We start from the raw sequence: 25,596 nt of genomic DNA, 5'->3' as shown, positions 1-25,596 counted from the left end.
CGAGGGTACGTTCGACCGCCGACATTGGCGAGTTGACGCTCCGCTCGGGAGCGAATCACTAGCACGACCACCCCGAAATGGCGGTCAGGCGTTACCTCTCCGCCGGCGTGTCACCGGCGGGTGAGTGCGCGCACCGCGCGTTTGGCGAGCGGAAGACCCTTCGTCCACAGCGCGTACCCCCGGCCCGGGCGATCCCAGCTCCCGACGAGCAGATTCTCATGGGAGGCGAAGCCCGTCTTGAACGTGGTCACGCCGTCGTTGATGAGGCCGCCGAAATCGTAGCGCTCGATCCCGATCGACTTCATGTGCCTGATGACGTGCCACTTGAGCGCGTAGTTGGCGCGCAAGCGCTGCCCGGTCTCGTCCATTCCGCCGTAGAGCTCGAACGCGGTGCGGCTCGACTTCGCCATGAACAGGAAGGCGACCGGGCGCCCGTCGACATACGCCGCCCACACGGGCGAGTCCTCGCCGAGCATGGTGAAGACATCGTGGTAGTACGAATCCTCGTGCAGGCCGAAATCGGCGCGCTCGCTCGTCTCGCGATAGACCTCGAGGCATGCGTCGAGTTCCGCGAGCGACTCGACGGGGCGGATCTGCAGCGCCTCCTCCCTTCCCGACTTCCGGATGTACTGCCGGTGCTTCTTCGCCATATCGGCCAGCAGTTCGTCCTCCGACCTCCGCAGGTCGAGAATCAACGTGCGCGCCGGGAGCACGGGTGTCTCGGCCGCACGCCAGCGAGGAGTGAGCGCGAACTCGCCCGCGTCCTCGTCGGGTTCGATGGAGAGCGCGACGGCCCGACGCGAGCCGTGCACGTAGTCGGCCACCGCATCCGCGATCGCCGCCGGGGCGGGCTCGGAGGACGGCCGCTCCGGCGCCGTCGAGTCGCGAGCGAGCACCGGGCCGCGGGGCGCGTAGACGAAATCGCCGAGCGGCCCCGGCAGGGTGCGCGTGAGGAGCTGACATGCCCCCACGACTGGAGCGTCGGCATCGGATCCGGCGCGCACGAGCACGCGCTCCGCCTTCCAGCGATGCGCGGATTTCACGTCGCCCCAGCCCCACAACTGCAGCGGATGCCCGCCGAGCTGTGCGACGGTGGCATCCCACTCTGCACGGTCGGTGCAGGGGGTCACGGTGAGGGAGGTCACGAACGACTCCTTCCAAGAGTTCGAGAGACGGTGCCGACGATGTCCGAGACCTCTGAGGATCTGAGGAGCCTGAGCACGAGGAGGTACACCACGCCCACGAGCACCGCCTCGCCCGCCGCGAATGGGAGCGCCTGCCAGACGCCGAAGTCGGGGGCGAGGAGTCGCCCGAAGTGCGTGGCGAGCATACCGACCGCGATCGCAGGCACCGCCGCGATGAGGTACTTGGTGAGGCTCTGAGCAATCCGGCGCCCGTCGATGGACCCGATCTTCCGACGCAGCAGCCAGGTCGCGATGACGGCTTCGACGACGGTCGCGAACGACCAGACCGCCGCGAACGAGACTCCGATGTGACGCGGGGCGACGAGCACGGGAAGCAGCAGCGAGAGCGCGATGACGAGCGCCATCTGGATCGTCGTGAACACGAAAGGCGTCCGCGTGTCGGAGAGCGCGTAGAACGCGCGCTGCACCACGAACAGGAAGCTGTAGGCCGCGAGGCTCGCCGCATAGGCGACGAGCGCCTCGGCGAACATGTCGACCTGCTCGGGCAGCGCACCGAAGTTGATGATGCGACCGATGAACGGTGCGGCGGTCACGAGGAGCACGGCTGCATAGACCATGACCAGGGCGATCTGCCGCAGCGACGCGGAGAGGTCGCTCCTGAACTCGGTCATGCGGCCCGACTGGCCCCACTCCGCGAGTCGGGTGAAGTACGCCGTCGCGAGCGAGACGGCGATCACGGAGTGCGGCATCATGAAGATGAGCCAGACGTTCTGCATGGCGCTCGTCGACGGGCCCTCGCCCGAGCCGATCGCGACGATGCGATTCGTCACGATCCCGCCGACCTGCATGACGACGACCATCGCGAGCGTCCACGTCGCCAGTCGCGCGGTGTGCCCGAGCCCGACCCCCCGCCACGCGAAATCGGGGCGGAAGCGGATGCCGGCGTTGCGCCACGAGACGAAGAGGATCAGAGCCTGTGCGACGATGCCGAGCGTCGCACTGCCGCCGAGCACCGCGATCATGTCGGGGCTCCACCCGGTCACCGCCAGGCGGCCCTCGGGGTCGGCGCCGAACATCGCGATGAAGACGAGGATTCCCGCGATCGCGATCAGGTTGTTGAGCACCGGCGCCCAGGTGAACGGACCGAACCGGCTTCGCGCGTTCAGCACCTCCCCCATCACGGTGTAGATGCCGTAGAAGACGACCTGCGGCATGCACCAGTAGGCGAACGCGGTGGCGAGCGCGAGCTGATCCTCCCCCCACCCCTCGACCGTCAGCCGCACGATCCACGGAGCCGCCGCCATCGCCAGGCCGGTGATCAGCACGAGCGCCGTGGTGACGAGGGTCAGGATCTTGTTGATGTACCCGGCGCCGCCGTCGCTGTTCTGCGCCGCCCTGACGATCTGCGGGACGAGCACGGCGTTCAGCACGCCGCCGATCAGGATCATGTAGACCGTGTTCGGCAGCAGATTTCCGTTTGCGAAGGCGTCCGCCGAGCGCGCCCCGACCGACCCGATCGCGTAGGCGAGCAGCATCGCCTTCGCGAGACCGAGTACGCGCGAGACGATGGTGCCCGAAGCCATCACGGCGCTCGCGCGGATGAGTCCGGCAGCCATCAGTAGTAGGGATCCTTCCGCACGGCGAGCGACACGCGACGCGCGATCCGGTCGCCGATCGCATTCCAGACGCGATACGCGAGCGGCTTCAGCGGAAGATCGAACGCCCCGGCGTAGTCGGTGATCTGCGGTGCGAACGATCGTTTGAACTGCCCGACGCCGAACAGCGGGTGCTCGCGGTCGTCTGCGCGGTCGGAGGGAGGGGCGCCGCACAGATCGTGCACCGTGGCTCCCCGTTCGTTCGCCCAGCGGATGACCTCCCACTGGAGGGCGTGCGATGCCCCGTATGCGGTCTTCGCCCGCACGGAGGCCCCATCCTTGTACGTCGTCTTATCGCCGAGCGCCATCGCGTACGCTCCGGCGACGAGCGCGCCGTCGCGGTGCGCGAGGAACATCTGGCCGACGCCGCCGCGCGAGAAGCGCTCCCAGAACTCGCGATAGTACTGCTCGGATCGCAGCACGAAGCGGCCCTCCGCGGTCTCCCGCAGCAGCTGGAAGAGCGCGGCCGAGTGCTCGGCCGTCGGTTCGACACGCGAGACGACGATGCCGTCGCGAGCCGCTCGGTTCACGGCGTTGCGCGCCTTCTTGCCGAGTCGCGCAAAGACCTCGTCCTCCGTTCCCGAGACGTCGACGAGAATGGTCGACGGATTCGGGATGATGCGCACCGCCTCGCGGTACCCGGCTGCGCGAATGTCGCGGATCGCGTCACGACCGATGCGCGGCTCGATCTTCAGCAGGAACGCGCCTGCCGATTTCGCGAGCTTCGCGACGGCCTCGGACGCCTCGAGCACCTCGGCTGCGCTCGCGCCCGCCGGGCCGGCCGGGGTGTGCCACCACCATCCGAGCAGCGGTACGCGCTTCGCGAGCACGCCGACCGCTATCGGCGCGCGAGCACCGCGATCCACGATCACCCGGAGGTCGCGGTATCCGTTCTGGTCGCGCTTGACGTCGAGGTACGCCTCGCCCGCCCACACTTCGCCCCCATCCGGGTTGGCGACGACGAGCGCATCCCACTCCGCGCGCTCCGCGTCCGAGGCGAACCGGGCGACGGACGAGGCCGAACCGGTCGTCACGAGTTACACCACGACCACGACGGGAACGATCATCGACTTGCGGCGCAGCTTCGTGCCGACCCACCGGCCGACGGTGCGGCGCGTGATCTGCTGCAGCGCATGCGGATCGGTCACGCCGTCCTTCATCGCTTGTTCGAGGGCGTCTGCGATCTGCGGCTTGATCTTGTCGAACACCCGGTCGTCCTCGGCCACGCCCTTCGCGTGCACCTCGGGGCCCGAGACGATCTGGCCGAGGCTCGTCTCGACGACCGTGATGACGGAGATGAACCCCTCCTCGGCGAGGGTGCGACGGTCGCGCAGATCCTCGTCGGTCACGCGGCCGACGCTCTTGCCGTCGACGTAGATGAAATCGATCTCGAGCTGCCCCACCTTGCGCGCCACGCCGTCGACCAGGTCGACGACCGTGCCGTTCTCCCCGATGATCGTGCGGTTCTGCGGCACGCCGGTCTGAATGGCCACGCCTGCGTTCGCGATGAGGTGGCGGTATTCGCCGTGGATCGGCATCACGTTCTTCGGGCGCACGATGTTGTAGCAGTACATCAGCTCGCCTGCCGAGGCGTGGCCCGAGACGTGCACCTTGGCATTGCCCTTGTGCACGACGTTCGCGCCGAGCTTCATGAGCCCGTTGATGATGCGGTAGACCGAGTTCTCGTTGCCGGGGATCAGGCTCGAGGCGAGGATCACCGTGTCGTTCGCGCCGATCTCGACCTGGTGCTCCTGGTTCACCATGCGGGCGAGCACCGCCATCGGCTCGCCCTGCGACCCGGTCGACATGTACACGATGCGATCGTCGGGGATGTCACCGCTCTTCTTGAGGTCGACGAGCACGCCCTCGGGCACGGTCAGGTACCCGAGGTCGGAGGCGATCTTCATGTTGCGCACCATCGAGCGGCCGAGCAGCACGACGCGGCGGCCGTTCTTCTCGGCGGCATCGAGCACCTGCTGCACGCGGTGCACGTGGCTCGAGAAGCTCGCGACCACCACCTTGCCCGGGGCCTTCTCGATGACGCGCTCGAGCACCGGCCCGATGTCCTTCTCGAGTGCGGTGAAGCCCGGCACCTCGGCGTTCGTCGAGTCGGTCATGAACAGGTCGACGCCCTCCTCACCCAGGCGGGCGAAGGCGCGCAGATCGGTGATGCGCCCGTCGAGCGGCAGCTGATCCATCTTGAAATCGCCTGTGCCGATGACGAGACCCGCGTCCGTTCGGATCGCCACGGCGAGCGCATCGGGGATCGAGTGGTTCACCGCGATGAACTCGAGGTCGAACGGCCCGGTCGTGATGCGATCGCCCTCGGCGACGACGCGCGTCTCCGGGCGGATGCGATGCTCCTTGAGCTTCGCCTCGACGAACGCCAGGGTCAGCTTCGAGCCGATGAGCGGAATGTTCTCCCGTCGCTTCAGCAGGTACGGCACCGCGCCGATGTGGTCTTCGTGGCCGTGCGTCAGCACCACCGCGACGATATCGCCGAGGCGGTGCTCGATCTTCGAGATGTCGGGCAGGATCAGATCGACGCCGGGCTGGTGCTCCTCGGGGAAGAGCACTCCGCAGTCGACGACGAGCAGCTTGCCGTCGATCTCGTAGACCGTCATGTTGCGGCCCACCTCGCCTAGGCCGCCGAGCGGCGTGATGCGGAGCGTGCCCGCTTCGAGAGCGGGCGGGGTGATTACGGGGTTGGGCACTGAGCCTCCTGTTATTAGCGGGTGGTGCCTGCGATCCGGGGCAGGGCACCGCCGGCAGCCGCATTGCGGTCCGGCCTGAAGTTCGAGAGATCGATGCCGGGGGCATCGGTGATGAGGGCGAGCTCGTCCTCGATGAGGGCGGCCTCCCACTCCTCCGGCCCCACGAGGGGCAGACGCACCCGCGGGCTGCCGATGCGGCCGAGGCCGTGCAGAATGTACTTGGCCGCGACCGTGCCGGGAACGTGCGTCATGACCGCGCGCACGAGCGGTTCGAGCTGCTGGTGCACATCGCGAGCGGTGTGGAGATCGCCTGCGTTCACCGCATCGATGATCGCGCGGTACGGCGCGGCGGCGATGTTGGCGGTGACCCCGATGAGCCCGGAGGCCCCGATCGACAGGTGAGGCAGCACGTTGGCGTCGTCGCCCGAGAAGTACAGCAGATCCGTCTGGTTCAGCACGCGGCTGACCTCGCTGAAGTCGCCCTTCGCATCCTTCACGGCGAGGATGTTCGGGTGCTTCGCGAGCCGCAGCAGGGTCTCGTACCTGATCGGCACGCCGGTGCGGCCGGGGATGTCGTAGAGGATGACGGGAAGGTCCGTCGCGTCGGCGACCATGCGGAAGTGCGTGAGCAGGCCCGCCTGGGTCGGCTTGTTGTAGTACGGCGTGACGATCATCACGCCGTCGGCGCCCGCCTTCTCGCTGGCGCGGTAGAGCTCGATCGCGTGCGCGGTCTCGTTCGACCCCCCGCCCGTGATGATCTTGGCACGGCCCCCGGAGACCGACTTCGCGACCTCGACGAGCTTCAGCTTCTCGGGGTCGGTCAGCGTGCTCGTCTCACCGGTCGTACCGGTGACCACGATGCCGTCCGCGCCGCTCGAGATGCAGTCGTCGATGTGCTTCTCGGTCGCAGCCCAATCGACTTCACCATCGGCGTGGAACGGCGTGATGAGAGCGACGAGGACCTGACCGAAAGGATTCTCTGGGTGTGCCACGAGACTAGGCTACCGGACGTTCTCCCTCGGAGCCCCCGTGCGCCACCGCTCGAAGCGGTACTCCAGGCCCGTGCGCGACGTCTCGAGCGTGCCCGGATCAACGAGCGTCCACTCCGGCCCGATCTCCGGAGCGAACGTGTCAGCGTCGGGAACATCGAGTCCGATCCTCGTCACGACGAGCTCCTCGGCGTACCGCATCGCCGCACGATAGAGCTGACCGCCGCCCATGATCCAGACGCGGTCCTCTGCTCCGGTCGCACCCTCGAGCGTCTCGAGGGCCGTTTCGAGGGACGGCATCACCGTGGCTCCGGGCGCGTCGTACTCCGGCGTGCGGGTCACGACGAAGTTCTCGCGACCGGGCAGTGGCCTGAACCGCGCGGGCAGCGACTCCCAGGTGCCTCGACCCATGATCACGGGCGCGCCGAGGGTCTGCTCCTTGAAGAATGCGGCATCCTCGGGCAGCCGCCACGGCATCTCGCCGTTCCGGCCGATGGCTCCTCCGCGGGCTTGGGCCCAGATCATGCCGAGGATCATGTCAGACCGCCACCGGGGCCTTGATGCCCGGGTGATGCCGATAGTCGACGATCGAGAAGTCCTCGAGCGAGTAATCGAAGATGGAGTCCGCCTTGCGGATCTCGATGCTCGGATACGGATACGGATCGCGGGCGAGCTGCCGTTCGACCTGTTCGACGTGATTGTCGTAGATGTGGCAGTCGCCGCCCGTCCAGATGAACTCTCCGGGTTCGAGGCCGGTCTGCTGCGCGACCATGAGGGTGAGCAGCGCATACGAGGCGATGTTGAACGGCACGCCGAGGAACATGTCGGCCGAGCGCTGGTACAGCTGGCACGAGAGCTTCCCGTCGGCGACGTAGAACTGGAAGAACGCATGGCAGGGCGCGAGTGCCATGTCTTCGAGGTCGGCGACGTTCCAGGCCGACACGATGATGCGCCGCGAATCCGGGTTCGCGCGCAGCTGATCGACGACGTTCGAGATCTGGTCGATGTGCTCGCCCGACGGCGTCGGCCACGAGCGCCACTGCACCCCGTACACGGGCCCGAGATCGCCGTTCTCGTCCGCCCACTCATCCCAGATCGTGACGTCGTGCTCCTTCAGGAACCCGGTGTTCCCCTCGCCGCGCAGGAACCACAGGAGCTCGACGGCGACGGATTTGAAGTGCACGCGCTTCGTGGTGATCAGCGGGAACGACTCGGAGAGATCGAAGCGGATCTGCCGCCCGAAGAGGCTCCGCGTTCCGGTTCCCGTGCGATCCGATTTCGCGGTGCCGTGCTCGTACACCTCTCGGAGCAGGTCTTCGTACGGGGTCGGGATCGCGTTCGCACTCACGAGCCCGAGTCTACCGCGGCTCGTACCCGGAACCGCCTGGCTCTCGGGTGCCGCCCTTCCGATTCCGCTTCGCCCCGAGCATCTCCAGATCAGCTCGGGAGATGAAGGTGTCCGCCGTCTCGCCGGGCCCCCACTCGGCGATGCCGTACGACCACCGAACCATGTCGACCTCGCCCATCAACCGCTCGGCGATCGAGCGCGCGAGCGACGCGTCGGCGTCGATGAGGAGCAGCGCGAACTCGTCACCGCCGAAGCGGGCGAAGACGTCCTGCGGCCGGCTGTGCTCGAGCATGCGTCGAGCGAACTCCTGCAGCACGCGGTCCCCCTCGAAGTGGCCGAGGCGATCATTCACCTGCTTGAAGTCGTCGAGATCCAGGTACAGCATCGTCAACGGCTTACCGCCTCGAAGCGACGCGGCGATCGCCCGATCGAGCAGCGTGCGGAATCCGCACGCGTTCCAGACCGCGCAGAGCGGATCCATCAGGGTGTTGCGCTCGAGGCGGCGCTTGAAGAGGCCGATCAGTTCACCGAGCACGAGCCCCGTCACGGTCAGGGTCACGAGGACCGAGAGCACCGACGGCCCGAACCTCAGCAGCACGAAGGCGTCGACGAGCACGATCCACGGATACCCGAGCAATCGGGCGAACCACATCGGCATGAACCAGACGAGGTAGAGGAAGAAGGGGAGGAACAGCAGCCCGGTGTTGATCGAGCGGATCGCATCCGGGGCGAGGAACACCGACGGCACCACCACGACGAATGCGAGCGTCATCAGCACGCCGGCGGCCCGGGTCGAGAACCGGTAGCCGGCGGCGAGGACGCAGATCGCAGCCAGCGCGCACGCGATCGCGACCGCACCGAGGTCGGGGCGCTCGTCGCCCGCCGGGAGGAAGATCGTCGCATTGCCGATCGCGAAGAGCATGCCCGCGATGCAGAACGCTGCAGTGGCGAGCGAGCGGTCGTTCTGCCGCTTCAGCACCGCCCCGAATATCGCACGCATCTCCACCCGATCTCAGCAGCATCGAGCCTACGTGATCATCCGCGGAACCGCACCAGTCGTTCGCGGTGCTCGCGCCTCCGCGCCGCTTACGAGCCGAGTCCGTCGTCGAACACCGGCATGGCCGAGGTGTCCTCCGACGCATCGACGCGCGCCAGCACGCGCCCCCGGAAGAACTCCGGCGAAGCCTTCGCCTGCAGCAGCATCAGGACGACGCCGATGCCGAGCACGCCCACGCCGATGAGGCCGACGAGGCCGACGCCCGCGATGTTGCTGCCCGATCCGGCGTCCGGGCTCATCGAGTCGATCGTCGTCTTCACGAACACGATCAGCAGCAGCACGCCGCCGAGCCCCGGGAGCACGATCTTGGAGAGGATCGAGCCGACGCCCTCACGAACCGCGGTTCTGCGGAAGTACCACGGGCTCGCGAGCGCGGTGATGCCGTAGTAGAAGCACACCATCATGCCGAGCGCGGTGATCGTGTCCCACAGCACGTCCTCGCTGATGAAGCGCATGACCGCGTAGAAGACCGAGGCGACGATCGAGGAGAGCATGAGCGCGACGTGCGGCGACTTGAACCTCGGGTGCACGCGCTTGATCGCCGCCGGCAGTGCGCGATAGTGCGCCATGGCGAGCAGAGTACGGGCGGGCGAGATGGCGGTCGAATTGATCGACGCCATGGCGCTCACGAGGATCGCGAGCGAGAGCAGGATCGCTGCGGGCCCCATCACCGGATGCGCGAGGGCCGCGAACACGTTCTCGACGATCGCCGAGTTGCCGAGGCCCGTCGGGCCGTCGCCGATCCCCGCGAACGCGACGGTCGCCGTAGCGGTGCCGACGTAGAGCACCACGAGAATCGCGACCAGGATCATGGCGGCCTTGCTCTCCGTCGAGAGCCGGCCCTTCGACGGCTTCGTCTCCTCGCCCATCGTGAGCACCGTGTCCCAGCCCCAGTAGACGAAGATCGATACCGCGATGCCGGCGGCGAACGCGCTGAAGCTGCTGACCTCGAAGGGGTTGAACCAGGACAGCTGAGGCGCCGTTCCCTCGGCGTTCGCCGGGTCTCCCGCCCCGACGAACATGGCGACGATGAACCAGACCATGACCCCCATCTGGAAGACCACGGTGATGTACTGGAAGACCTTCGTCGACGTCATGCCTCGGTAGGAGATCAGCGTCGCGAGGGCCATGAAGCCGAGGCAGACGGCGATGTTGATGAACTTGTTGTCCGCGATGTCGGCGATCGACGGGTCGTTCACCATGATGCTGATCGACTGGAACAGGAACTCGACGGCGATCCCGGCGAGATTCGACAGCACGAGCACCGTCGCGGCGATGAGGCCCCAGCCCGCCATCCACCCGATCCACGGGCCGAATGCGCGCGTCGCCCAGGTGAAGGAGGTGCCGGAATCGGGCATGGCCGAGTTGAGCGCACGGTATCCGAGGGCGACGAGCAGCATCGGGATGAAGCCCATGAGGAAGATCGCGGGGGTCTGGTAGCCGACCTCGCTCGCAGCCGGGCCCACCGCCGCGGTGAGGGTGTACGCCGGCGCGCAGACCGAGAGACCGATCACCAGGGCGCCGAGCACTCCGACCGTGCCGGACGGCAGTCCCTTCTTGCTGATGCCGCTGACCGAATCGAGCGTCCGCGTCGCGGGCTCGGGCGCGTTGAGGTCGTACTTCGCCATGTCACCTTTCCAGACTGGGTCGTCGATTGCATGATCCAGAAAGCTCCGGACGTGGCGGCCCGGGCATCGATTCTATGCACGTGGTGCGCAATTCACGAATCGCCCGGGCTACGACCGAAGATCCTGCCGTTCGAACGCGATCGCCCGTCGAATCGCGCTGCGCGCCCGCTTCCGATCTCCGCAGGCGTCGTAGACGATTCCGAGCCGCATCCAGGCGCGCCACGACTCCGGCTGCGCCTCGACGGCATCCCGGTACCTCGGGAAGGCGGCGTCGGCGTCAGCGCGATCCGGGCGCCCGGAGGGCAGCGCGGAGACCGGCTCCTCGGGCAGCGCATCCTCCGCCTCGAGCCGGTCCGCGAGTCGCGTCGCCTGGCTGCCGAAGATGATCTCCCGCACGAGCGCCCACGCCCCGATGAGCGGCAGCACGAGCATGGCGGCGCCCATGAGGATCGCGACCGCGTCGCCCGAGCCGAGCAACGCGATCGCGCGAATTCCCACGAACACGAAGTAGAGCACCAGCACGGCGCTCATGATCGCGACGCCGAGCACGGCGCGCCGGCGAGCGCTCACCTCGCTCCCCCGTCCCCGGCGATTCCGCCGAGGCCGAGCAGCGCATCGAGCCCGACGGTGAGGCCGCGCGCACTCACGACCGCCTCGAGCGCAGCGCGAACACCGGCGCGATACGCCTCGTTGGAGTGCGTGTCGTGCGTCACCGTGAGCACTTCGCCCGGGCCGCCGAAGCGCACCTCCTGCTTGGCGACCACTCCCGCGAGTCGCAGACTGTGCACCGGAATGCCCTCGATGAGCTCGCCGCGGGCGGGCTGCTCCGCGAACGGTGCGTCGACGGGCCGGCCGCCGCGGGCCTCGGCCATCAGCTCCGCAGTACGCACCGCCGTTCCGCTCGGCGAATCGACCTTGCCCGGGTGATGCGCTTCGATCACCTCGACGGCGTCGAAGTACGGCGCCGCGATACGCGCAAGGGCGGTGCCGAGCACGGATCCCAGCGAGAAGTTCGGGACGACGATGATGCCCCGCTCGGGCGTGCTCTCGAGCTTCGTCGCGAGCGCATCGAGCAGATGCGCCGACCACCCGCTGGTGCCGATGATCACCTGCTGGCCCCGCGAGAGCGCACGATCGACGATGCCCGGAGACGCGTCCGGGCGGCTGACATCGATCAGAATATCGGCGTCGGCGCCCTCGTCCGGATCCGACGTGCTGCGCAGGCGCGCGACCAGCTCGAAGTCGGGATGCTGCTCGACGACCTCGCACACGAGACGCCCGAGGCGCCCGGTCGACCCCGACACCGCTACACGATTCATCATGGTTCCAGGCTACCGTTCGGCCGAATCGGTCAACCGCGCGAATCGAGTGAGGATCGCGAGGCGTCGCCCACCGCGACCACGGTGAGCGGGCGCGCGGCGAGCGTTGCCGCCACCTCGTGGATGTGCTCCGGAGTTACGGCTGCGAAGCGCTCGAGGGAGGCGTCGAGATCGTAGAGCTCTCCGCTGCCGAGCTCCGCGCGGGCGAGACGGCCCATGCGCGTGTCCGAATCCTCGAGTGCGAGCGCGGTGGACCCCGCGATCTGGCCGAGCGCCCGGTCGAGCTCGTCGCCCGAGATCTCGGTGTCGGCGAGCCGCCGCAGCTCCACCCGGCTGAGTTCGATGACATCGGCGGCCTTCTCGGGTGCGGTGCCTGCGTACATCGCGAACACGCCGGAATCCGAGTAACTCGCGCCGAAGGAGTACGCCGTGTAGGCGAGGCCGCGCTTCTCGCGGATCTCCTGGAAGAGACGGCTCGACATGCCCCCGCCGAGGACCGAGTTCATGATGCCGTAGGCGAAGCGGCGCGGATCGTTCGCGCTGAACCCGATCGTGCCGATGAGCAGATTCAACTGCTCCGAGGGTCGCTCCGTGATGTGCACGCGCGGCTCCCGCGCGAGTGCGGAATCGAGGGTCGCGGACCCGAGAGCCGCCGCGCCCTCCGGTTCTGCGTCGACCACCTGCGCCCGCCGCACCGGCGCAGCACTTCCGTCGGTGTGCCAGCGCTGCTCCGGCGAGGCGTTCAAGGCGGCGAGGATCTGCGCGACGAGCCCGTCGTGGTCGACGGCGCCCGCGGCCGTCACCACGAGCGTCGAAGGGTCGTAGCGGTTGCGGTAGTGCCGGTCGACGTCGGCGCGACGCGCCTCCGTGATGGTCTCCGGCCACCCGCCGATCGGGCGCCCGAGCGGGTGCTCGCCCAGCACGGCCTCGAAGAAGCGCTCGTTCGCGACATCGGCGAGATCGTCCGCCGCCATCGCCAGCTCTTCGAGGATGACGCCGCGCTCCGTCTCGAACTCCTCCTCATCGAGCACCGAGTTCGCCACCATGTCGCTGAGCATCGTGACCGCGACCTCGAGGTCGACATCGCGCACCTTGGCGTGATAGCAGGTGTACTCCTTCGCCGTGAGCGCATTGTGCTCGGCGCCGATCCGGTCGAACTCCGTCGCGATGGAGAACGCGTCGCGCGTCGGCGTGCCCTTGAACAGGAGATGCTCGAGGAAGTGCGTCGATCCCAGGCTCCCGGGCGCATCGGGGCGCTCGGCCTGCTCGTCGCGGGAGCCCACGCCGACCCAGAACCCGATCGACGCGCTGCGCGCACCCGGCATGCGCTCGGTCAGGACGCGGAGCCCGCTCGGGTGCACCGTGCGCCGCACGAGACCGCCGCCGAGATCAGCGGTCAGTTCGGCTTGGTCGAGGGGCAGCTGAATCGGTTCGCGCATGCACTCAGCCTAGGGCCTGCGGCTCGGAGCCCGCGCTCGGCACGGCGCCCCGCCTGCCGGCGCCCGGCCTCACCGCGCAACGCACGACGCCCGCCGCCCCGCGCTGTGCGGGACGACGGGCGTCGGGTGCGGCGCACCCCTGCGCGCGGATTACTCCGTCGCGGAGGCCTCCGAAGCGCCCTCGGCCGGGGCTTCAGCCGCCTGCTCCTCGAGCACGGGCTCGAGGGAGAGCTTTCCGCGGTCGTCGGTCTTCGTGATCTTCACGAGGATCTTCTGTCCCACGGAGAGCACGTCGTCCACGCTCTCGATCCGCTTGCCGCCGGCGAGCTTGCGCACCTCGGAGATGTGCAGCAGGCCGTCCTTGCCGGGGAGCAGCGAGATGAACGCACCGAAGGCGGCGTTCTTCACGACGGTGCCCAGGTACTGCTCGCCGACCTCGGGGTTCTGCGGGTTCGCGATGGCGTTGACCTGCGCACGCGCGGCTTCCGCGGCCGGGCCGTCGGTCGCACCGATGTAGACGGTTCCGTCGTCATCGATCGAGATGTCGGCGCCGGTCTGATCCTGGATGCCGTTGATCGTCTTGCCCTTCGGGCCGATCAGCTCGCCGATCTTGTCGACCGGGATGCTGACGGTGAGCACGCGAGGAGCAGTGGGAGCCATCTCGTCGGGCACGTCGATCGCCTGGTTCAGCACGCCCAGGATCGTGAGGCGAGCTTCGTGAGCCTGCGTCAGCGCACCCTTCAGCACGGAGGCGGGGAGGCCGTCGAGCTTGGTGTCGAGCTGGATAGCGGTGATGAAGTCGGCGGTTCCGGCGACCTTGAAGTCCATATCGCCGAGCGCGTCCTCAGCACCCAGGATGTCGGTGAGGGCCGCGTACCGCGTCTCCCCGTCGACCTCATCGGAGACGAGCCCCATGGCGATGCCGGCGACGGGCGCGCGCAGCGGCACGCCGGCGTTCAGCAGCGACAGGGTCGACGCGCAGACCGACCCCATCGACGTGGAGCCGTTGGACCCGAGCGCCTCTGAGACCTGACGGATCGCGTACGGGAACTCCTCGCGGCTCGGCAGCACCGGCACGAGGGCGCGCTCCGCGAGGAAGCCGTGCCCGATCTCGCGTCGCTTCGGGGAGCCGACGCGGCCGGTCTCACCGGTCGAGTACGGCGGGAAGTTGTAGTGGTGCATGTACCGCTTGCTCGTCACCGGGGAGAGCGAGTCGATCTGCTGCTCCATCTTGAGCATGTTCAGCGTGGTGACGCCCATGATCTGCGTCTCGCCGCGCTGGAAGATCGCGGATCCGTGCACGCGCGGGATGACCTGCACCTCGGCATCGAGCGCGCGGATGTCGCTCGTTCCACGGCCGTCCATGCGGACGCCCTCGGTGAGCACGCGGGTGCGCACGATATCCTTCGTGACGGTCTTGTACGCTGCGGACACCTGCGCATTGGCGGACTCGGGAAGGGTTCCGGCTTCGACCTGCGCGGCGATGCCCTCCTTCACGCGTGCCTTGAGCGCGTCATCGGCGTTCTGGCGCTCCTGCTTGTCGGCGATCTGGTAGATCGGCGCGAGCTCGGTGCGTGCGAGCGCATCGACCGCTGCGAGCACCTCGTCGGTGTAGGGCAGGAAGACCGGGTAATCGGCGATCTCCTTGGCCGACTGGGCGGCGAGCTCGGACTGCGCCTTGCAGAGCTGCGCGATGAACGGCTTCGCAGCGTCGAGCCCCTCGGCGACGACGGCCTCGTTCGGCTTCTTCGCACCGCCGCGGATGAGATCCCAGCTGTGCTCGGTAGCCTCAGCCTCGACCATCATGATCGCGACGTCTTCGCCGCCGTTCGCGTCGGTCACCACGCGCCCCGCGACGACGAGGTCGAAGACCGCGTCCTTCAACTGCTCGGCGTTGGGGAACGCGACCCACTGGTCGCCGATGAGCGCGAGACGCACGCCCGCGATGGGGCCGGAGAACGGCAGACCCGAGATCTGCGTCGAGGCGGAGGCCGCGTTGATCGCGAGCGCGTCGTAGAACTCGCCCGGCGCGATCGAGAGAACGGTGATGACCACCTGCACTTCGTTCCGCAGGCCGCTCACGAAGGAGGGGCGGAGCGGACGGTCGATGAGACGGCAGACGAGGATCGCCTCCGTCGACGGGCGTCCTTCACGACGGAAGAAGGAGCCGGGGATCTTGCCCGCGGCGTACGAACGCTCTTCGACGTCGATGGTCAGCGGGAAGAAGTCGAAGTGATCCTTCGGCTGCTTCGACGCGCTGGTCGCCGAGAGGAGCATCGTCTCCTCGTCGAGGTACGCGGCGACGGCGCCCTGCGCCTGCTGCGCGAGACGACCGGTCTCGAATCGGATGGTGCGCTTGCCGAACGTGCCGTTATCGAGCACGGCCTCGGCGAACTTGATCTCAGGACCCTCCACAGGATCTCCTCACTCACGAGAGCACGCGATGGACAGTCCGGATCGCACCGGCATATGCTGCGGTCGACCGCGGATGCTGATGTTCAGTAGACGACCACCCTGCGCACCGCTCCGCGCGGAACCAGAGGGATCCACCACCGAAGACCAGCCCGCCGATCGGCGTGCTCGGTTCTTCGTTTGACACGGGCAGTCGCCCGCTCTCACAGAATAGCACCGGGGTGCGACAGATTACCCTTGCGCGGCGAAACTCAATATTCTGGTGCGAGTAGATCCGCGCCGACGCCGACACTCGACCTGCGAGCCCGCGTTGCGCTCCCGAAAGGTCCGTCAATGCACTCCCCCGTCACGCGCGTCAGCGCGACCGAGGCCGCTTTTCGTGCGATCCGAGATCTCATCGGCACGGAGTCCGTCGTTCCCGGCGACCGGCTGCCCGGAGAACTCACGCTCGCCAAGCAGTTCGGGGTGAGTCGATCCGTCGTCCGCGAGGCCCTGCACGCCTGCTCGACCCTCGGACTGACCGAGACGCGCAGCGGAAGCGGCACGTACGTCCTCTCGAAGACGCCGTCGGGAGTGTCGGAGTTCGGCGGATTCGACCCCGACCATCTCATGGAGGCGCGCATCCACGTCGAGGTGCCGACGGCGGGTCACGCCGCGGAGCGACGCACGGAGAACGAGCTCGATGCGATGCGGCGTCTGCTGAGCCGCATGCTCGACACGACCGAGCTGCACGACTGGGTGCGGCTCGACCGCGACTTCCACACCCTCATCGCGGAGGCGAGCCACAACTCCGTACTGCTCAGCATCACCGCATCGATGCGGCGATCGCTCGACCTCCAGTCGGAGTTCCTGAACATCACGCAGGCGAGGCAGCTCGACTCCGACCTCGAGCACGCGGCGATCTTCTCGGCCATCGAGGCGGGAGACCGGATCGCCGCAGAGCGTGCGGCGCTGCAGCACATCGAGGCGGTCGCCTCGGCGATCCGCGCGGGGCGGTAGCGGCGAACGCGCGCATCACCCATCACCCAGCGCCCCGCACACCGCGCGCAGTACGCACGAAGCCCCTCCCGCGGAGATCGCGGAAGGGGCTTCGTGGTTCAGCGCCTACAGCGCGTCGATGTCGATCGTGTGCATGTTCTCGGCGCCGATCGCGCCGCGCAGAGCCCCGATGAGCGCCTCCTCGACCGGCGCGTCCACCGAGAGCACCGACAGCGCGGTTCCCCGCTTCTCATCGCGAGCGATCTGCAGGCCGGCGATGTTCACGCCCGCCTCGCCGAGCACACCGCCGTACGTCGCGACGATGCCGGGACGGTCGACGTAGCTGAAGACGATGAGGTGCTCGGGGATCGGAAGCTCGACCTCGTAGCCGTTGATCTCGACGATCTTCTCCACCTGCTTCGGCCCGGTGAGGGTGCCCGAAACCGAGATGGGGGTGCCGTCGGTGAGCGCGCCTCGAATCGTGATCACGTTGCGGTAGCTCTCGGACTGGGCGTCGACCGTGAAGCGCACGTCGATGTTGCGCTGCTCCGCGAGCAGCGGCGCATTCACGTACGAGACCGGCTCGCTCACGACCTTCGAGAACAGGCCCTTGAGCCCGGCGAGGCGCAGCGCCTGCACGTTGTGATCGGCGAGCTCGCCGTGCACCTCGATGTCGATCGACGCGATGGCGCCGCCCGCGAGCCCCGCGAAGACCTGGCCGAGCTTCTCGGTCAGCGGCAGTCCGGGTCGCACGTACTCGTCGATCGCACCGCCCGCGACGTTCACCGCGTCGGGCACGAGGTCGCCGGCGAGCGCGAGGCGCACCGACTTCGCGACGGAGACGCCGGCCTTCTCCTGCGCCTCGTCGGTGGAGGCCCCGAGGTGCGGCGTGACGTTGACGTTCGGCAGCCCGGTGAGACGGGTGTCGGCCGGGGGCTCCTGCACGAAGACGTCGAGCGCCGCCCCGGCGATCTCGCCGGCTGCGAGCGCGTCGGCCAGCGCCTCCTCATCGATCAGCCCGCCGCGCGCGACGTTCACCACGTACGCGGTGGGCTTCATCGCGCGCAACTGCTCCGCGCCGATCATGCCGAGCGTCTCGGGCGTGCGCGGCATGTGAATCGTCAGGAAGTCGGCGCGCTCGACGAGTTCGTCGAGGGAGACGAGCTGCACGCCCAGCTGCTGGGCGCGAGCCGCCGTGATGTACGGATCGTAGGCGAAGAGCTCGACGCCGAAGCCGCGGAGGCGATCGGCGATGAGGGCGCCGATGCGCCCGAGGCCGATGATGCCGACGGTCTTCTCGAACAGTTCCGTGCCGGTGAAGGAGGAGCGCTTCCACTCCCCCGCGGCCAGTGAGGCGTGGGCGCGAGGCAGATGCCGGGCCAACCCGAGAATGTGGGCGACAGTCAGCTCCGCCGCGCTGATGATGTTGGAGGTCGGCGCATTGACCACCATGACGCCGGCCTGCGTCGCCGCCTTGATGTCGACGTTGTCGAGCCCGACGCCGGCCCGCGCGACGACCTTGAGCTTCGGCGCCCAGCCGAGCGCTTCCGCGTCGATCTGCGTGGCAGAGCGAACGAGCACCGCGTCTGCGGAGCCGAGCGCCGAGCGCAGCGCATCGCGGTCGGTGCCGTCGACATGCACCACCTCGAAGTCGGGGCCGAGAGCGGCGATGGTTGCGGGCGAGAGTTGTTCGGCGATCAGCACGACCGGCGCAGACATCAAGCAGATCCTTCGGGTTGAAAACGAGGACAATACGCGCAGCGCACGCAGGTCACCAGTCTAGCCATGCTCGGATCGGCTGATCTCGGCTAGGCGAAATATGACGACTCGGGGATGACGTGCATGAGGTCGATCTGCCACGCTGCGACCAGGGCGACGCCTGCGGCGAGCAGCAGGATCCTGCTCCCCGCGCCACGGCCTCGGCCGACGAGCAGTGCGACGACCAGAACGATGACGGGCATCGCGATGCCGATGATCAGCCAGAGCCGGCCGGTGCCCGAGAGCCCGGTGCCCAGCGCCTCGCTCAGCCCGACGAGGCCGACGAAATTGCCGATACCGGCGACCACCGCGTACAGGTAGAGCAGAGCGAGCAGCAACCCGACGATCCACGCTGAGATGAGCTTCACCATCTCCTACGCCCCTCTCGCGATGAGCATCGGCAGCGGCACGAGCACCACGGCGCCGATGAGCAGCAGGATGGCGAGCCGCTTCGTAAGACCGCCGCGGCTCAGCACCAGCGCCATGAAGAACCAGAGCGGCGCTGCGAGCGGCGCCGCCCAGAAGACGACCTGCTGCAGCACGCCGCCGATCAGGCCGCTTCCCGCCGCGGTCACGGCGTTGTTGCCCGAATAGGCTTGAGCGACGATGAACCAGCCCCAGGTGTAGAGCAGGTAGAGTCCACCGAACACGCCGAGCACCACGAGCGCGCCGTTCGACATCTGCGGTCGCGCGTCGAACTCGGCATCGTCGGCGTCATCGTCGACCGGCGCGTCGACTCCGGCGTCCGCTGCGGGGAGCATCGACGGCGTTCCCGGCGCACCCCGGACGGCACCGGAGGCCGAGTCCGGAGCTGCTTCGGTGTGCGCATCGACCGGTTCGGCGACGGCTGCTTGATCTCCTTCGACGGTCCATCCGCTCGCGAGCGAGCTCTCCCGCGGTTCCCGCGACGCGCGGCCCGGCTTCTGCTTCATCCCTCCAGGGTATCGCTCGACGACTTCGAGACCGCCGGGAGCACCGCGCGGTCGACGTGCGGATCGTCCGCGAGCCCCGACCGCGCAACGGTCGGCTTCTAGACTGGAGCGGTGCCGCACCGCTTCGACCTCGCCTCCATCGGCGCCGGTCTCATCGTCGGAGAGGCTCGCGATCCGCTCTCGAGCGCCGCGGAGACTGGCACCGCGGTCGTCACGGCGCCTCCTGGAACGGGAAAGACGACGTTCGTGCCGCCGCTCATCGCGAATATGCTGCTCTCGCGCGCGGCTGCAGGCGACGGCGACGATCGGGATGCTTCGACGGTGCTGCTGACGCAGCCCCGCCGGGTCGCGGTGCGCGCGGCCGCCGCACGCATCGCCCAGCTCGACGGTTCTCCCCTCGGGAGCGCGGTCGGGTTCACCGTGCGCGGCGAGCGGGTGCTCGATCCCGGACATCGCATCGAGGCGCTCACACCCGGGGTTCTGCTTCGCCGCCTCCTGCGCGAACCCGATCTGCCCGGTGTCGGCGCCGTGATCCTCGACGAAGTGCACGAGCGGTCGGTCGACGGCGATCTCCTGCTCGGGATGCTGGCGGAGGTGCGGGCGCTCCGCGACGATCTGATCGTGATCGCCATGTCGGCGACGCTCGACGCCCAGCGTGTCGCAGAGCTGCTCGGGTCGGACGATTCCCCCGCTCCCATCGTCGAGGTGCCGTCCGCGTTGCACCCGCTGCGAGTGGAGTACGCCGCGTACGACCTCCCCCGGCTCGACGAGCGCGGCGCGACTCGAGGGTTTCTCGCGCACCTCGCCGGTGTCGCGGCCCGAGAGCAGCAACGAGACGGGTGCGATGCGCTGGTGTTCGTGCCGGGCGTGCGCGAGGTCGACGCGCTCGTGAGTCTGCTCCGCGATCGCGCCCCCGCGAATGTAGACACTCCGGTGGACGTCCTGCCGTTGCACGGCCGCCTCGATGCCCGCGAGCAGGATCGCGCGGTGCGCGGGCGCACCCCGGGTGATCCGCCCCGCATCGTCGTGAGCACGTCGATCGCCGAGAGCTCGCTCACGGTTCCCGGAGTCCGCCTCGTCATCGACGCGGGTCTCTCCCGCGAGGTGCGGCGCGACCAGGCGCGGAGCATGACCGGGCTCGTCACCGTGAGCGCCTCCCGCGCGAGCGCGGTGCAGCGGGCCGGTCGCGCGGCGCGACTCGGCCCGGGACGCGCCGTGCGCGCCTACGCCGAGGCAGACTTCGCGCGCATGGCCGCCGAAGCGGCGCCGGAGATCACTGCGGCGGACCTCACCGATGCCGCCCTGCTGCTCGCCGCCTGGGGAACGCCGCGCGGCGAGGGACTGGCGCTCCTGACGCGGCCGCCCGACGCCGCGATGCACGAGGCGGAGGGGGTGCTGCGCTCGATCGAACTCGTCGACGGCACCGGCGGCATCACCGCCCTCGGCGCGCGCATCGCTCAACTTCCGGTCGGTGCGCGCGAGGCGCGAGCGCTCCTCGCCGGGAGCAGCGCGCTGGGCAGTGCACGTCGGGTCGCGGAGATCGTCGCCGCGATGTCCGGCGATCATCGGGATGCGGGCTCCGATCTGGAGCGCCTGCTGGCCGACCTCCGCGCCGGACGCGCCCCCGGGGCGGGTCGCTGGCGCAGGGAGGCTGAGCGACTGCGCAGGATCGCGGACCCCGCACCCGGCGCCTCCGACGACGCCGTCGACCCCGGTGCCGTGCTGGCGCTCGCCCGCCCCGAGTGGATCGCCCGGCGCGTCGGACGAGAGACGCGCGCCTATGCGCTGGCGAGCGGCACGCGCGCCGCACTCCCTGAGGGGAGCCCGCTGCTCGCCTCCGAGTGGATCGCCGTCCGCGAGGTCCAGCGAGCGACAGGTCGATCCGCCGATGGGACCGGAGCCGTGATCCGTCTCGCCGCAGCGCTCACGGAGGCGGACGCGCTGCACTTCGGTGCCGCCCTGCTGACGGAGCAGCGCGTGGCACGCGTTGCTCAGGGGCGCGTACAGGTGCGGCGGGATCGGCGACTGGGCGCGATCCTGCTCGCTTCGACCCCCGTTGCAGCGACGGCGGACGATACGGCACCCGCGATCGTCCGCCTGCTGAGCGAGGAGGGTCTCGGAGCGTTGACGTGGCCGGAATCGGCGACCGACCTGCGCGCGCGGCTCGCGCTGCTGCACGCCGAACTCGGTGATCCCTGGCCCGCCATGGAAGATGCCGCGCTCCTCGACGCGCTCGATCAGTGGCTCGGGCCCGACCTCGAGCGACTCTCGGGCAGCGGCGCGCTCCGTTCGCTGGACCTGACCGCCGCGCTGCGCCGGCTGCTGCCCTGGCCCGATGCGGCGCGCCTCGACGAGCTCGCCCCGGCGCGGCTCGACGTGCCGTCCGGTGGCAGCGCCCGCATCGCGTATCCGACTCCTGGAAGCAGCGCGGAACGACCGGTCGTCGCCGTGAAACTGCAGGAGGTATTCGGGTTGGCCCGATCCCCCCGGCTCGTCGACGGTCGCGTGCCCGTGCTCTTCCACCTGCTGTCCCCGGCCCGGAAGCCGCTCGCCGTCACCGACGACCTCGAGTCGTTCTGGAACGGCCCGTATCACCATGTGCGTAAGGAGATGCGCGGGCGGTACCCGAAGCACCCGTGGCCCGAAGACCCGTGGACGGCGCCGGCCACGGCCCGCACGAAACGAGCGTCCTCCTCGTAACCGCGGGAGTCCCGGCGACGCCGGCTCAGGACCACGCGAGGCAGCGGGCGCTGCACGGCAGAACGCCCGCCGGGAGCGATTCCCGGCGGGCGTTCAGTGCGTCGGATCAGCGAGCAGCCGAGCCGTCGACGTAGTCGGCGTCCTGCTGCTGCCATGCGAAGAGCTTGCGGAGCTCGCCACCGGTCTTCTCGATCGGGTGCGACTCCTCCTTCTTGCGCAGCTCCTGGAACTCGACGCCGCCGTTGTCCTGGTCCTCGATGAAGCGCTTCGCGAAGGCGCCCGACTGGATGTCGGCGAGCACCTCCTGCATGCGCTCCTTCACCTCGGGGCCGATGACGCGCGGGCCGGAGACGTAGTCGCCGAACTCGGCGGTGTCGGAGATCGACCAGCGCTGCTTGGCGATGCCGCCCTCCCACATGAGGTCGACGATCAGCTTCAGCTCGTGGAGCACCTCGAAGTAGGCGATCTCCGGCTGGTAGCCGGCCTCGGTGAGCACCTCGAAGCCGTACTGGACGAGGTGGCTCGTGCCGCCGCAGAGCACCGACTGCTCACCGAAGAGGTCGGTCTCCGTCTCCTCGGTGAAGGTGGTCTTGATGACGCCGGCGCGGGTGCCGCCGATCGCCTTCGCGTACGACTTGGCCGTCTCCCACGCGGTGCCCGAAGCATCGACCTCGACCGCGATGATGTCGGGGATGCCTCGGCCGGCCTCGAATTCACGGCGCACCGTGTGGCCCGGGGCCTTCGGCGCGACGAGGATCACGTCGACGCCGGCGGGAGCCTCGATGTAGCCGAAGCGGATGTTGAACCCGTGCGCGAACGCGAGCGTCTTGCCCTCGGTCAGCTGATCCTTGATCGACTCGGAGAAGATGGCGCGCTGGTGCTGATCGGGCGCGAGGATCATGATCAGGTCGGCCCACGCCGCGGCATCGGCCACGTTCTTGACCTCGAACCCGGCTTCCTCGGCCTTCTGGATCGACTTCGAGCCCTCCTTGAGGGCGATGACGACCTCGACGCCCGAATCGCGCAGGTTCATCGCGTGGGCGTGACCCTGCGAGCCGTAGCCGACGACGGCTACCTTCTTGCCCTGGATGATCGACAGATCGGCGTCGGCGTCGTAGTACATCTCTGCCACTTGGGACTCTCCTTCGTTGTGGTGGTTCGTTACAGCTCGTGCAGCGGAGCGGGTGCTCGGCTAGTTCTTGAAGACGCGCTCGGTGATCGACTTCGAGCCGCGCCCCATGGCGATCAGGCCGGATTGCGCGATCTCCTTGATGCCGTACGGCTCGAGCACCTTCAGGAAGGCGTCGATCTTGCCGCGGTCGCCCGTCACCTCGATCGTGAGGGCATCCGGCACCACGTCGACGACGCGCGCGCGGAACAGGGTGACCGCCTCGAGCACGTGGGATCGCGACTGGTTGTCGGCGCGCACCTTGATGAGCACGTGCTCGCGCTGCACCGACGTCGCGCTCTCCAGTTCGACGATCTTGATCACATTGACGAGCTTGTTGAGCTGCTTCGTGACCTGCTCCAGCAGCACATCGTCCTGGTCGACCACTACGGTGATGCGGGAGAGACCGCGCATCTCGGTCGGGCCGACCGCGAGTGATTCGATGTTGAAACTCCGACGGGCGAACAGCCCGGCGACTCGGGTCAGCAGACCCGGCTTGTCCTCGACGAGGAGGCTCAGCACGTGACGGCTCATGATTACTCCCCATCCCATTCGGGGCTGTGTTCGAGTGCGTATTGAATGTCGCTGTTCGAGGTGCCCTGCCGCACCATCGGCCACACCATCGCGTCCGCGCTCACGACGAAGTCGATGACCACGGGGCGATCGTTGGTCGCAAGGGCGAGCTGAATCGCCTCGTCGACCTGGTCCTCGCGCTCGACGCGAATGGCCAGGCACCCGTACGCCTCTCCGAGCTTGACGAAGTCGGGCACGCGCTGCGACCCGTGCCCCGTGTTCAGCTCGGTATTGGAGTACCGGCCGTCGTAGATCAGCGTCTGCCACTGCCGCACCATGCCCAGCGAGGAGTTGTTGATGACGGCGACCTTGATCGGAATGTTGTTCACGACGCAGGTCGCGAGCTCCTGGTTGGTCATCTGGAAGCAGCCGTCGCCGTCGATCGCCCACACGACGCGGTCGGGCTCCGCCACCTTCGCGCCCATCGCAGCCGGCACGGCGTACCCCATCGTGCCCGCGCCGCCCGAGTTCAACCACGACCCCGGGCGCTCGTACGTGATGAACTGCGCCGCCCACATCTGGTGCTGCCCGACGCCCGCGGCGTACACGCCCTCGGGCCCGGTGAGCTCTCCGATGCGCTGGATGACGTGCTGCGGGGAGAGCAGGCCGTCGCTCGTCGGCTGATGGCCGAGCGGGAACTTCTGCTGCAGCGCGCGCAACCGCTCCCACCAGGGGCTGATGTTCGCGCATTCGCGGCTGACCTGGGCCGTCGACATCGCGGCGATCAGGTCGGCGATCACCTCCGCGGCATCGCCGACGATCGGAACGTCGGCCGCGCGGATCTTCCCGATCTCCGCGGGATCGATATCGGCGTGGATCACCTTGGCGTGCGGGGCGAAGAGCGCCGCCTTGCCGGTGACCCGATCATCGAAGCGGGCTCCGAGCGTGATCAGCAGGTCGGCCTCCTGCAGAGCGAGCACGGCGGGCACGGTGCCGTGCATGCCGGGCATGCCGAGGTGCTGCTCGTGGGAGTCGGGGAAGACGCCCCTGGCCGTGAGCGTGGTCACGACGGGGGCGCCGACGAGCTCGACGAGCTGCCGGAGCTCCTCCGCGGCATCCGCGCGAACGACCCCGCCGCCGACGTAGAACACGGGCCGCTTCGCATCCGCGATGAGATCCGCGGCGGCCTGGATCTGCTTGCTGTTGGCCTTCGTGATCGGGCGGTAGCCGGCGAGATCGGCGCGCTCGCCCCAGACGAAGTCGAGCTCGCCCTCCTGCGCGTCCTTCGTGATGTCGACGAGCACCGGCCCGGGCCGGCCGGTCGACGCGAGGTAGTAGGCGGCGGCGATCGCCTCGGGAACGTCTTCCGCGCGCTTCACCAGGAACGAGTGCTTCGTGATCGGCATCGTGATCCCGACGATGTCCGCCTCTTGGAATGCGTCGGTGCCCATGAGATGCGAATACACCTGACCGGTGATGGCGAGCAGCGGCACGGAGTCCATGTACGCGTCCGCGATGGCGGTGACCAGGTTCGTCGCGCCGGGGCCGGAGGTGGCGATGCAGACGCCGACGCTGTTGCTCGCCGTGGCGAAGCCCTCGGCGGCGTGGCCGCCGCCCTGCTCATGCCGTACGAGGACGTGGCGGAGCTTCTCCGCGTCCATCAGGGCGTCGTAGAGCGGCAGCACCGCGCCACCGGGAAGCCCGAAGACGTCGGAGACGCCGAGAGCTTCCAGGCTGCGGACGACGGCCTGCGCGCCGGTCATCCGCTCGCCGCGCTGCGCCGCATGTGGTGATGGGAGTGCACTCGATTCCGAGTTCATGTCCAGCTTTCGTGATCGGAG

Annotated in this window: 20 protein-coding genes and 1 pseudogene; 2 read left to right on the top strand and 19 right to left on the bottom strand. The window is 68.7% G+C overall.

Features of this window, described 5'->3' with window-relative positions:
• Positions 1 to 110: 110 nt before the first annotated feature.
• The 13 genes from PQI23_RS07070 to PQI23_RS07010 all read right to left on the bottom strand — a co-directional run bounded on the left by PQI23_RS07070 (position 111) and on the right by PQI23_RS07010 (position 15,709).
• On the bottom strand, positions 111 to 1,145 hold the full coding sequence (locus PQI23_RS07070) for a lipid II:glycine glycyltransferase FemX (protein WP_339972937.1): 1,035 nt from the start codon (positions 1,143 to 1,145) through the stop codon (positions 111 to 113).
• Entirely contained in the window at positions 1,142 to 2,761 is a 1,620-nt protein-coding gene (gene murJ / locus PQI23_RS07065; RefSeq protein ID WP_339972935.1) for a murein biosynthesis integral membrane protein MurJ, read from the bottom strand. Before murJ ends, PQI23_RS07070 begins: the two co-directional genes overlap by 4 nt.
• Positions 2,761 to 3,834 carry a lipid II:glycine glycyltransferase FemX gene (locus PQI23_RS07060; RefSeq protein ID WP_339972933.1) on the bottom strand — a complete coding sequence of 358 codons (1,074 nt, stop codon included), beginning with the start codon at positions 3,832 to 3,834 and terminating at the stop codon, positions 2,761 to 2,763. Before PQI23_RS07060 ends, murJ begins: the two co-directional genes overlap by 1 nt.
• Positions 3,835 to 3,837: 3 nt before the next feature.
• On the bottom strand, positions 3,838 to 5,514 hold the full coding sequence (locus tag PQI23_RS07055; protein ID WP_339972931.1) for a ribonuclease J: 1,677 nt from the start codon (positions 5,512 to 5,514) through the stop codon (positions 3,838 to 3,840).
• Positions 5,515 to 5,528: 14 nt separating this feature from the next.
• Complete coding sequence (gene dapA / locus PQI23_RS07050; RefSeq protein WP_339972929.1) at positions 5,529 to 6,506, bottom strand: 4-hydroxy-tetrahydrodipicolinate synthase; 978 nt, start codon at positions 6,504 to 6,506, stop codon at positions 5,529 to 5,531.
• 9 nt (positions 6,507 to 6,515) lie between these two features.
• On the bottom strand, positions 6,516 to 7,028 hold the full coding sequence (locus PQI23_RS07045; protein ID WP_339972927.1) for a dihydrofolate reductase: 513 nt from the start codon (positions 7,026 to 7,028) through the stop codon (positions 6,516 to 6,518).
• Positions 7,029 to 7,041: 13 nt separating this feature from the next.
• Positions 7,042 to 7,851 (bottom strand): thymidylate synthase, encoded by an 810-nt coding sequence (locus tag PQI23_RS07040; RefSeq protein ID WP_339972925.1) that lies wholly within the window; start codon positions 7,849 to 7,851, stop codon positions 7,042 to 7,044.
• 10 nt (positions 7,852 to 7,861) lie between these two features.
• Positions 7,862 to 8,851 carry a GGDEF domain-containing protein gene (locus tag PQI23_RS07035; protein WP_339972923.1) on the bottom strand — a complete coding sequence of 330 codons (990 nt, stop codon included), beginning with the start codon at positions 8,849 to 8,851 and terminating at the stop codon, positions 7,862 to 7,864.
• An 86-nt stretch (positions 8,852 to 8,937) separates the two neighbouring features.
• Positions 8,938 to 10,536 carry an APC family permease gene (locus tag PQI23_RS07030; protein ID WP_339972921.1) on the bottom strand — a complete coding sequence of 533 codons (1,599 nt, stop codon included), beginning with the start codon at positions 10,534 to 10,536 and terminating at the stop codon, positions 8,938 to 8,940.
• 108 nt (positions 10,537 to 10,644) lie between these two features.
• A complete protein-coding gene (locus tag PQI23_RS07025) occupies positions 10,645 to 11,106 on the bottom strand; it encodes a tetratricopeptide repeat protein (protein WP_339972919.1) in 462 nt (153 codons plus the stop codon).
• Positions 11,103 to 11,858 (bottom strand): 4-hydroxy-tetrahydrodipicolinate reductase, encoded by a 756-nt coding sequence (gene dapB / locus PQI23_RS07020; RefSeq protein ID WP_339972917.1) that lies wholly within the window; start codon positions 11,856 to 11,858, stop codon positions 11,103 to 11,105. Before dapB ends, PQI23_RS07025 begins: the two co-directional genes overlap by 4 nt.
• A 29-nt stretch (positions 11,859 to 11,887) precedes the next feature.
• Positions 11,888 to 13,294 carry a M16 family metallopeptidase gene (locus tag PQI23_RS07015; RefSeq protein ID WP_339972915.1) on the bottom strand — a complete coding sequence of 469 codons (1,407 nt, stop codon included), beginning with the start codon at positions 13,292 to 13,294 and terminating at the stop codon, positions 11,888 to 11,890.
• Positions 13,295 to 13,444: 150 nt separating this feature from the next.
• Entirely contained in the window at positions 13,445 to 15,709 is a 2,265-nt protein-coding gene (locus tag PQI23_RS07010) for a polyribonucleotide nucleotidyltransferase (RefSeq protein ID WP_339972913.1), read from the bottom strand.
• A 330-nt stretch (positions 15,710 to 16,039) separates the two neighbouring features.
• On the opposite strand from PQI23_RS07010, the gene PQI23_RS07005 reads away from it, so the two are divergent.
• The gene (locus PQI23_RS07005; RefSeq protein WP_339972911.1) at positions 16,040 to 16,705 is read left to right on the top strand and encodes a FadR/GntR family transcriptional regulator; all 666 of its coding nucleotides are present in this window, start codon (positions 16,040 to 16,042) and stop codon (positions 16,703 to 16,705) included.
• A gap of 105 nt (positions 16,706 to 16,810) precedes the next feature.
• Here the strand turns inward: PQI23_RS07005 and serA are convergent, their stop codons facing one another.
• The 3 genes from serA to PQI23_RS06990 all read right to left on the bottom strand — a co-directional run bounded on the left by serA (position 16,811) and on the right by PQI23_RS06990 (position 19,374).
• Positions 16,811 to 18,403, bottom strand: coding sequence for a phosphoglycerate dehydrogenase (gene serA / locus PQI23_RS07000; RefSeq protein ID WP_339972910.1), 1,593 nt, complete (start codon positions 18,401 to 18,403; stop codon positions 16,811 to 16,813).
• Between the two features lie 89 nt (positions 18,404 to 18,492).
• Positions 18,493 to 18,813, bottom strand: coding sequence for a hypothetical protein (locus PQI23_RS06995; protein ID WP_339972908.1), 321 nt, complete (start codon positions 18,811 to 18,813; stop codon positions 18,493 to 18,495).
• Between the two features lie 3 nt (positions 18,814 to 18,816).
• Positions 18,817 to 19,374, bottom strand: coding sequence for a hypothetical protein (locus PQI23_RS06990; RefSeq protein ID WP_339972906.1), 558 nt, complete (start codon positions 19,372 to 19,374; stop codon positions 18,817 to 18,819).
• 111 nt (positions 19,375 to 19,485) lie between these two features.
• Between PQI23_RS06990 and hrpB the strand changes: the two genes are divergently transcribed.
• The gene (gene hrpB, locus PQI23_RS06985) at positions 19,486 to 22,074 is read left to right on the top strand and encodes an ATP-dependent helicase HrpB (RefSeq protein ID WP_339972904.1); all 2,589 of its coding nucleotides are present in this window, start codon (positions 19,486 to 19,488) and stop codon (positions 22,072 to 22,074) included.
• 106 nt (positions 22,075 to 22,180) lie between these two features.
• On the opposite strand, the pseudogene ilvC reads toward hrpB, so the two are convergent.
• The 3 genes and pseudogenes from ilvC to PQI23_RS06970 form a co-directional block, all read right to left on the bottom strand.
• Positions 22,181 to 23,230, bottom strand: a pseudogene (gene ilvC / locus PQI23_RS06980) (ketol-acid reductoisomerase); the annotation flags it as partial.
• Positions 23,231 to 23,266: 36 nt separating this feature from the next.
• On the bottom strand, positions 23,267 to 23,776 hold the full coding sequence (gene ilvN, locus PQI23_RS06975) for an acetolactate synthase small subunit (RefSeq protein WP_339972902.1): 510 nt from the start codon (positions 23,774 to 23,776) through the stop codon (positions 23,267 to 23,269).
• A 2-nt stretch (positions 23,777 to 23,778) separates the two neighbouring features.
• Positions 23,779 to 25,575 (bottom strand): acetolactate synthase large subunit, encoded by a 1,797-nt coding sequence (locus PQI23_RS06970; protein ID WP_339972900.1) that lies wholly within the window; start codon positions 25,573 to 25,575, stop codon positions 23,779 to 23,781.
• Positions 25,576 to 25,596 lie beyond the last annotated feature (21 nt).

The organism is Leucobacter sp. USCH14, from assembly GCF_037619215.1.
GTDB lineage: Bacteria > Actinomycetota > Actinomycetes > Actinomycetales > Microbacteriaceae > Leucobacter.
Note: the sequence above shows the minus strand (reverse complement) of the source record. Positions and strands in the feature narration are given on the sequence as shown.

Excerpts from the sequence above, each read along its gene's own strand:
- murJ (WP_339972935.1), bottom strand. The coding sequence starts at position 2,761 with ATGGCTGCCGGACTCATCCGCGCGAGCGCCGTGATGGCTTCGGGCACC.
- PQI23_RS07045 (WP_339972927.1), bottom strand. The coding sequence starts at position 7,028 with ATGATCTGGGCCCAAGCCCGCGGAGGAGCCATCGGCCGGAACGGCGAG.
- PQI23_RS07035 (WP_339972923.1), bottom strand. The coding sequence starts at position 8,851 with ATGCGTGCGATATTCGGGGCGGTGCTGAAGCGGCAGAACGACCGCTCG.
- PQI23_RS07030 (WP_339972921.1), bottom strand. The coding sequence starts at position 10,536 with ATGGCGAAGTACGACCTCAACGCGCCCGAGCCCGCGACGCGGACGCTC.
- dapB (WP_339972917.1), bottom strand. The coding sequence starts at position 11,858 with ATGATGAATCGTGTAGCGGTGTCGGGGTCGACCGGGCGCCTCGGGCGT.
- PQI23_RS07015 (WP_339972915.1), bottom strand. The coding sequence starts at position 13,294 with ATGCGCGAACCGATTCAGCTGCCCCTCGACCAAGCCGAACTGACCGCT.
- PQI23_RS07005 (WP_339972911.1), top strand. The coding sequence starts at position 16,040 with ATGCACTCCCCCGTCACGCGCGTCAGCGCGACCGAGGCCGCTTTTCGT.
- serA (WP_339972910.1), bottom strand. The coding sequence starts at position 18,403 with ATGTCTGCGCCGGTCGTGCTGATCGCCGAACAACTCTCGCCCGCAACC.
- PQI23_RS06995 (WP_339972908.1), bottom strand. The coding sequence starts at position 18,813 with ATGGTGAAGCTCATCTCAGCGTGGATCGTCGGGTTGCTGCTCGCTCTG.
- PQI23_RS06990 (WP_339972906.1), bottom strand. The coding sequence starts at position 19,374 with ATGAAGCAGAAGCCGGGCCGCGCGTCGCGGGAACCGCGGGAGAGCTCG.
- ilvN (WP_339972902.1), bottom strand. The coding sequence starts at position 23,776 with ATGAGCCGTCACGTGCTGAGCCTCCTCGTCGAGGACAAGCCGGGTCTG.
- PQI23_RS06970 (WP_339972900.1), bottom strand. The coding sequence starts at position 25,575 with ATGAACTCGGAATCGAGTGCACTCCCATCACCACATGCGGCGCAGCGC.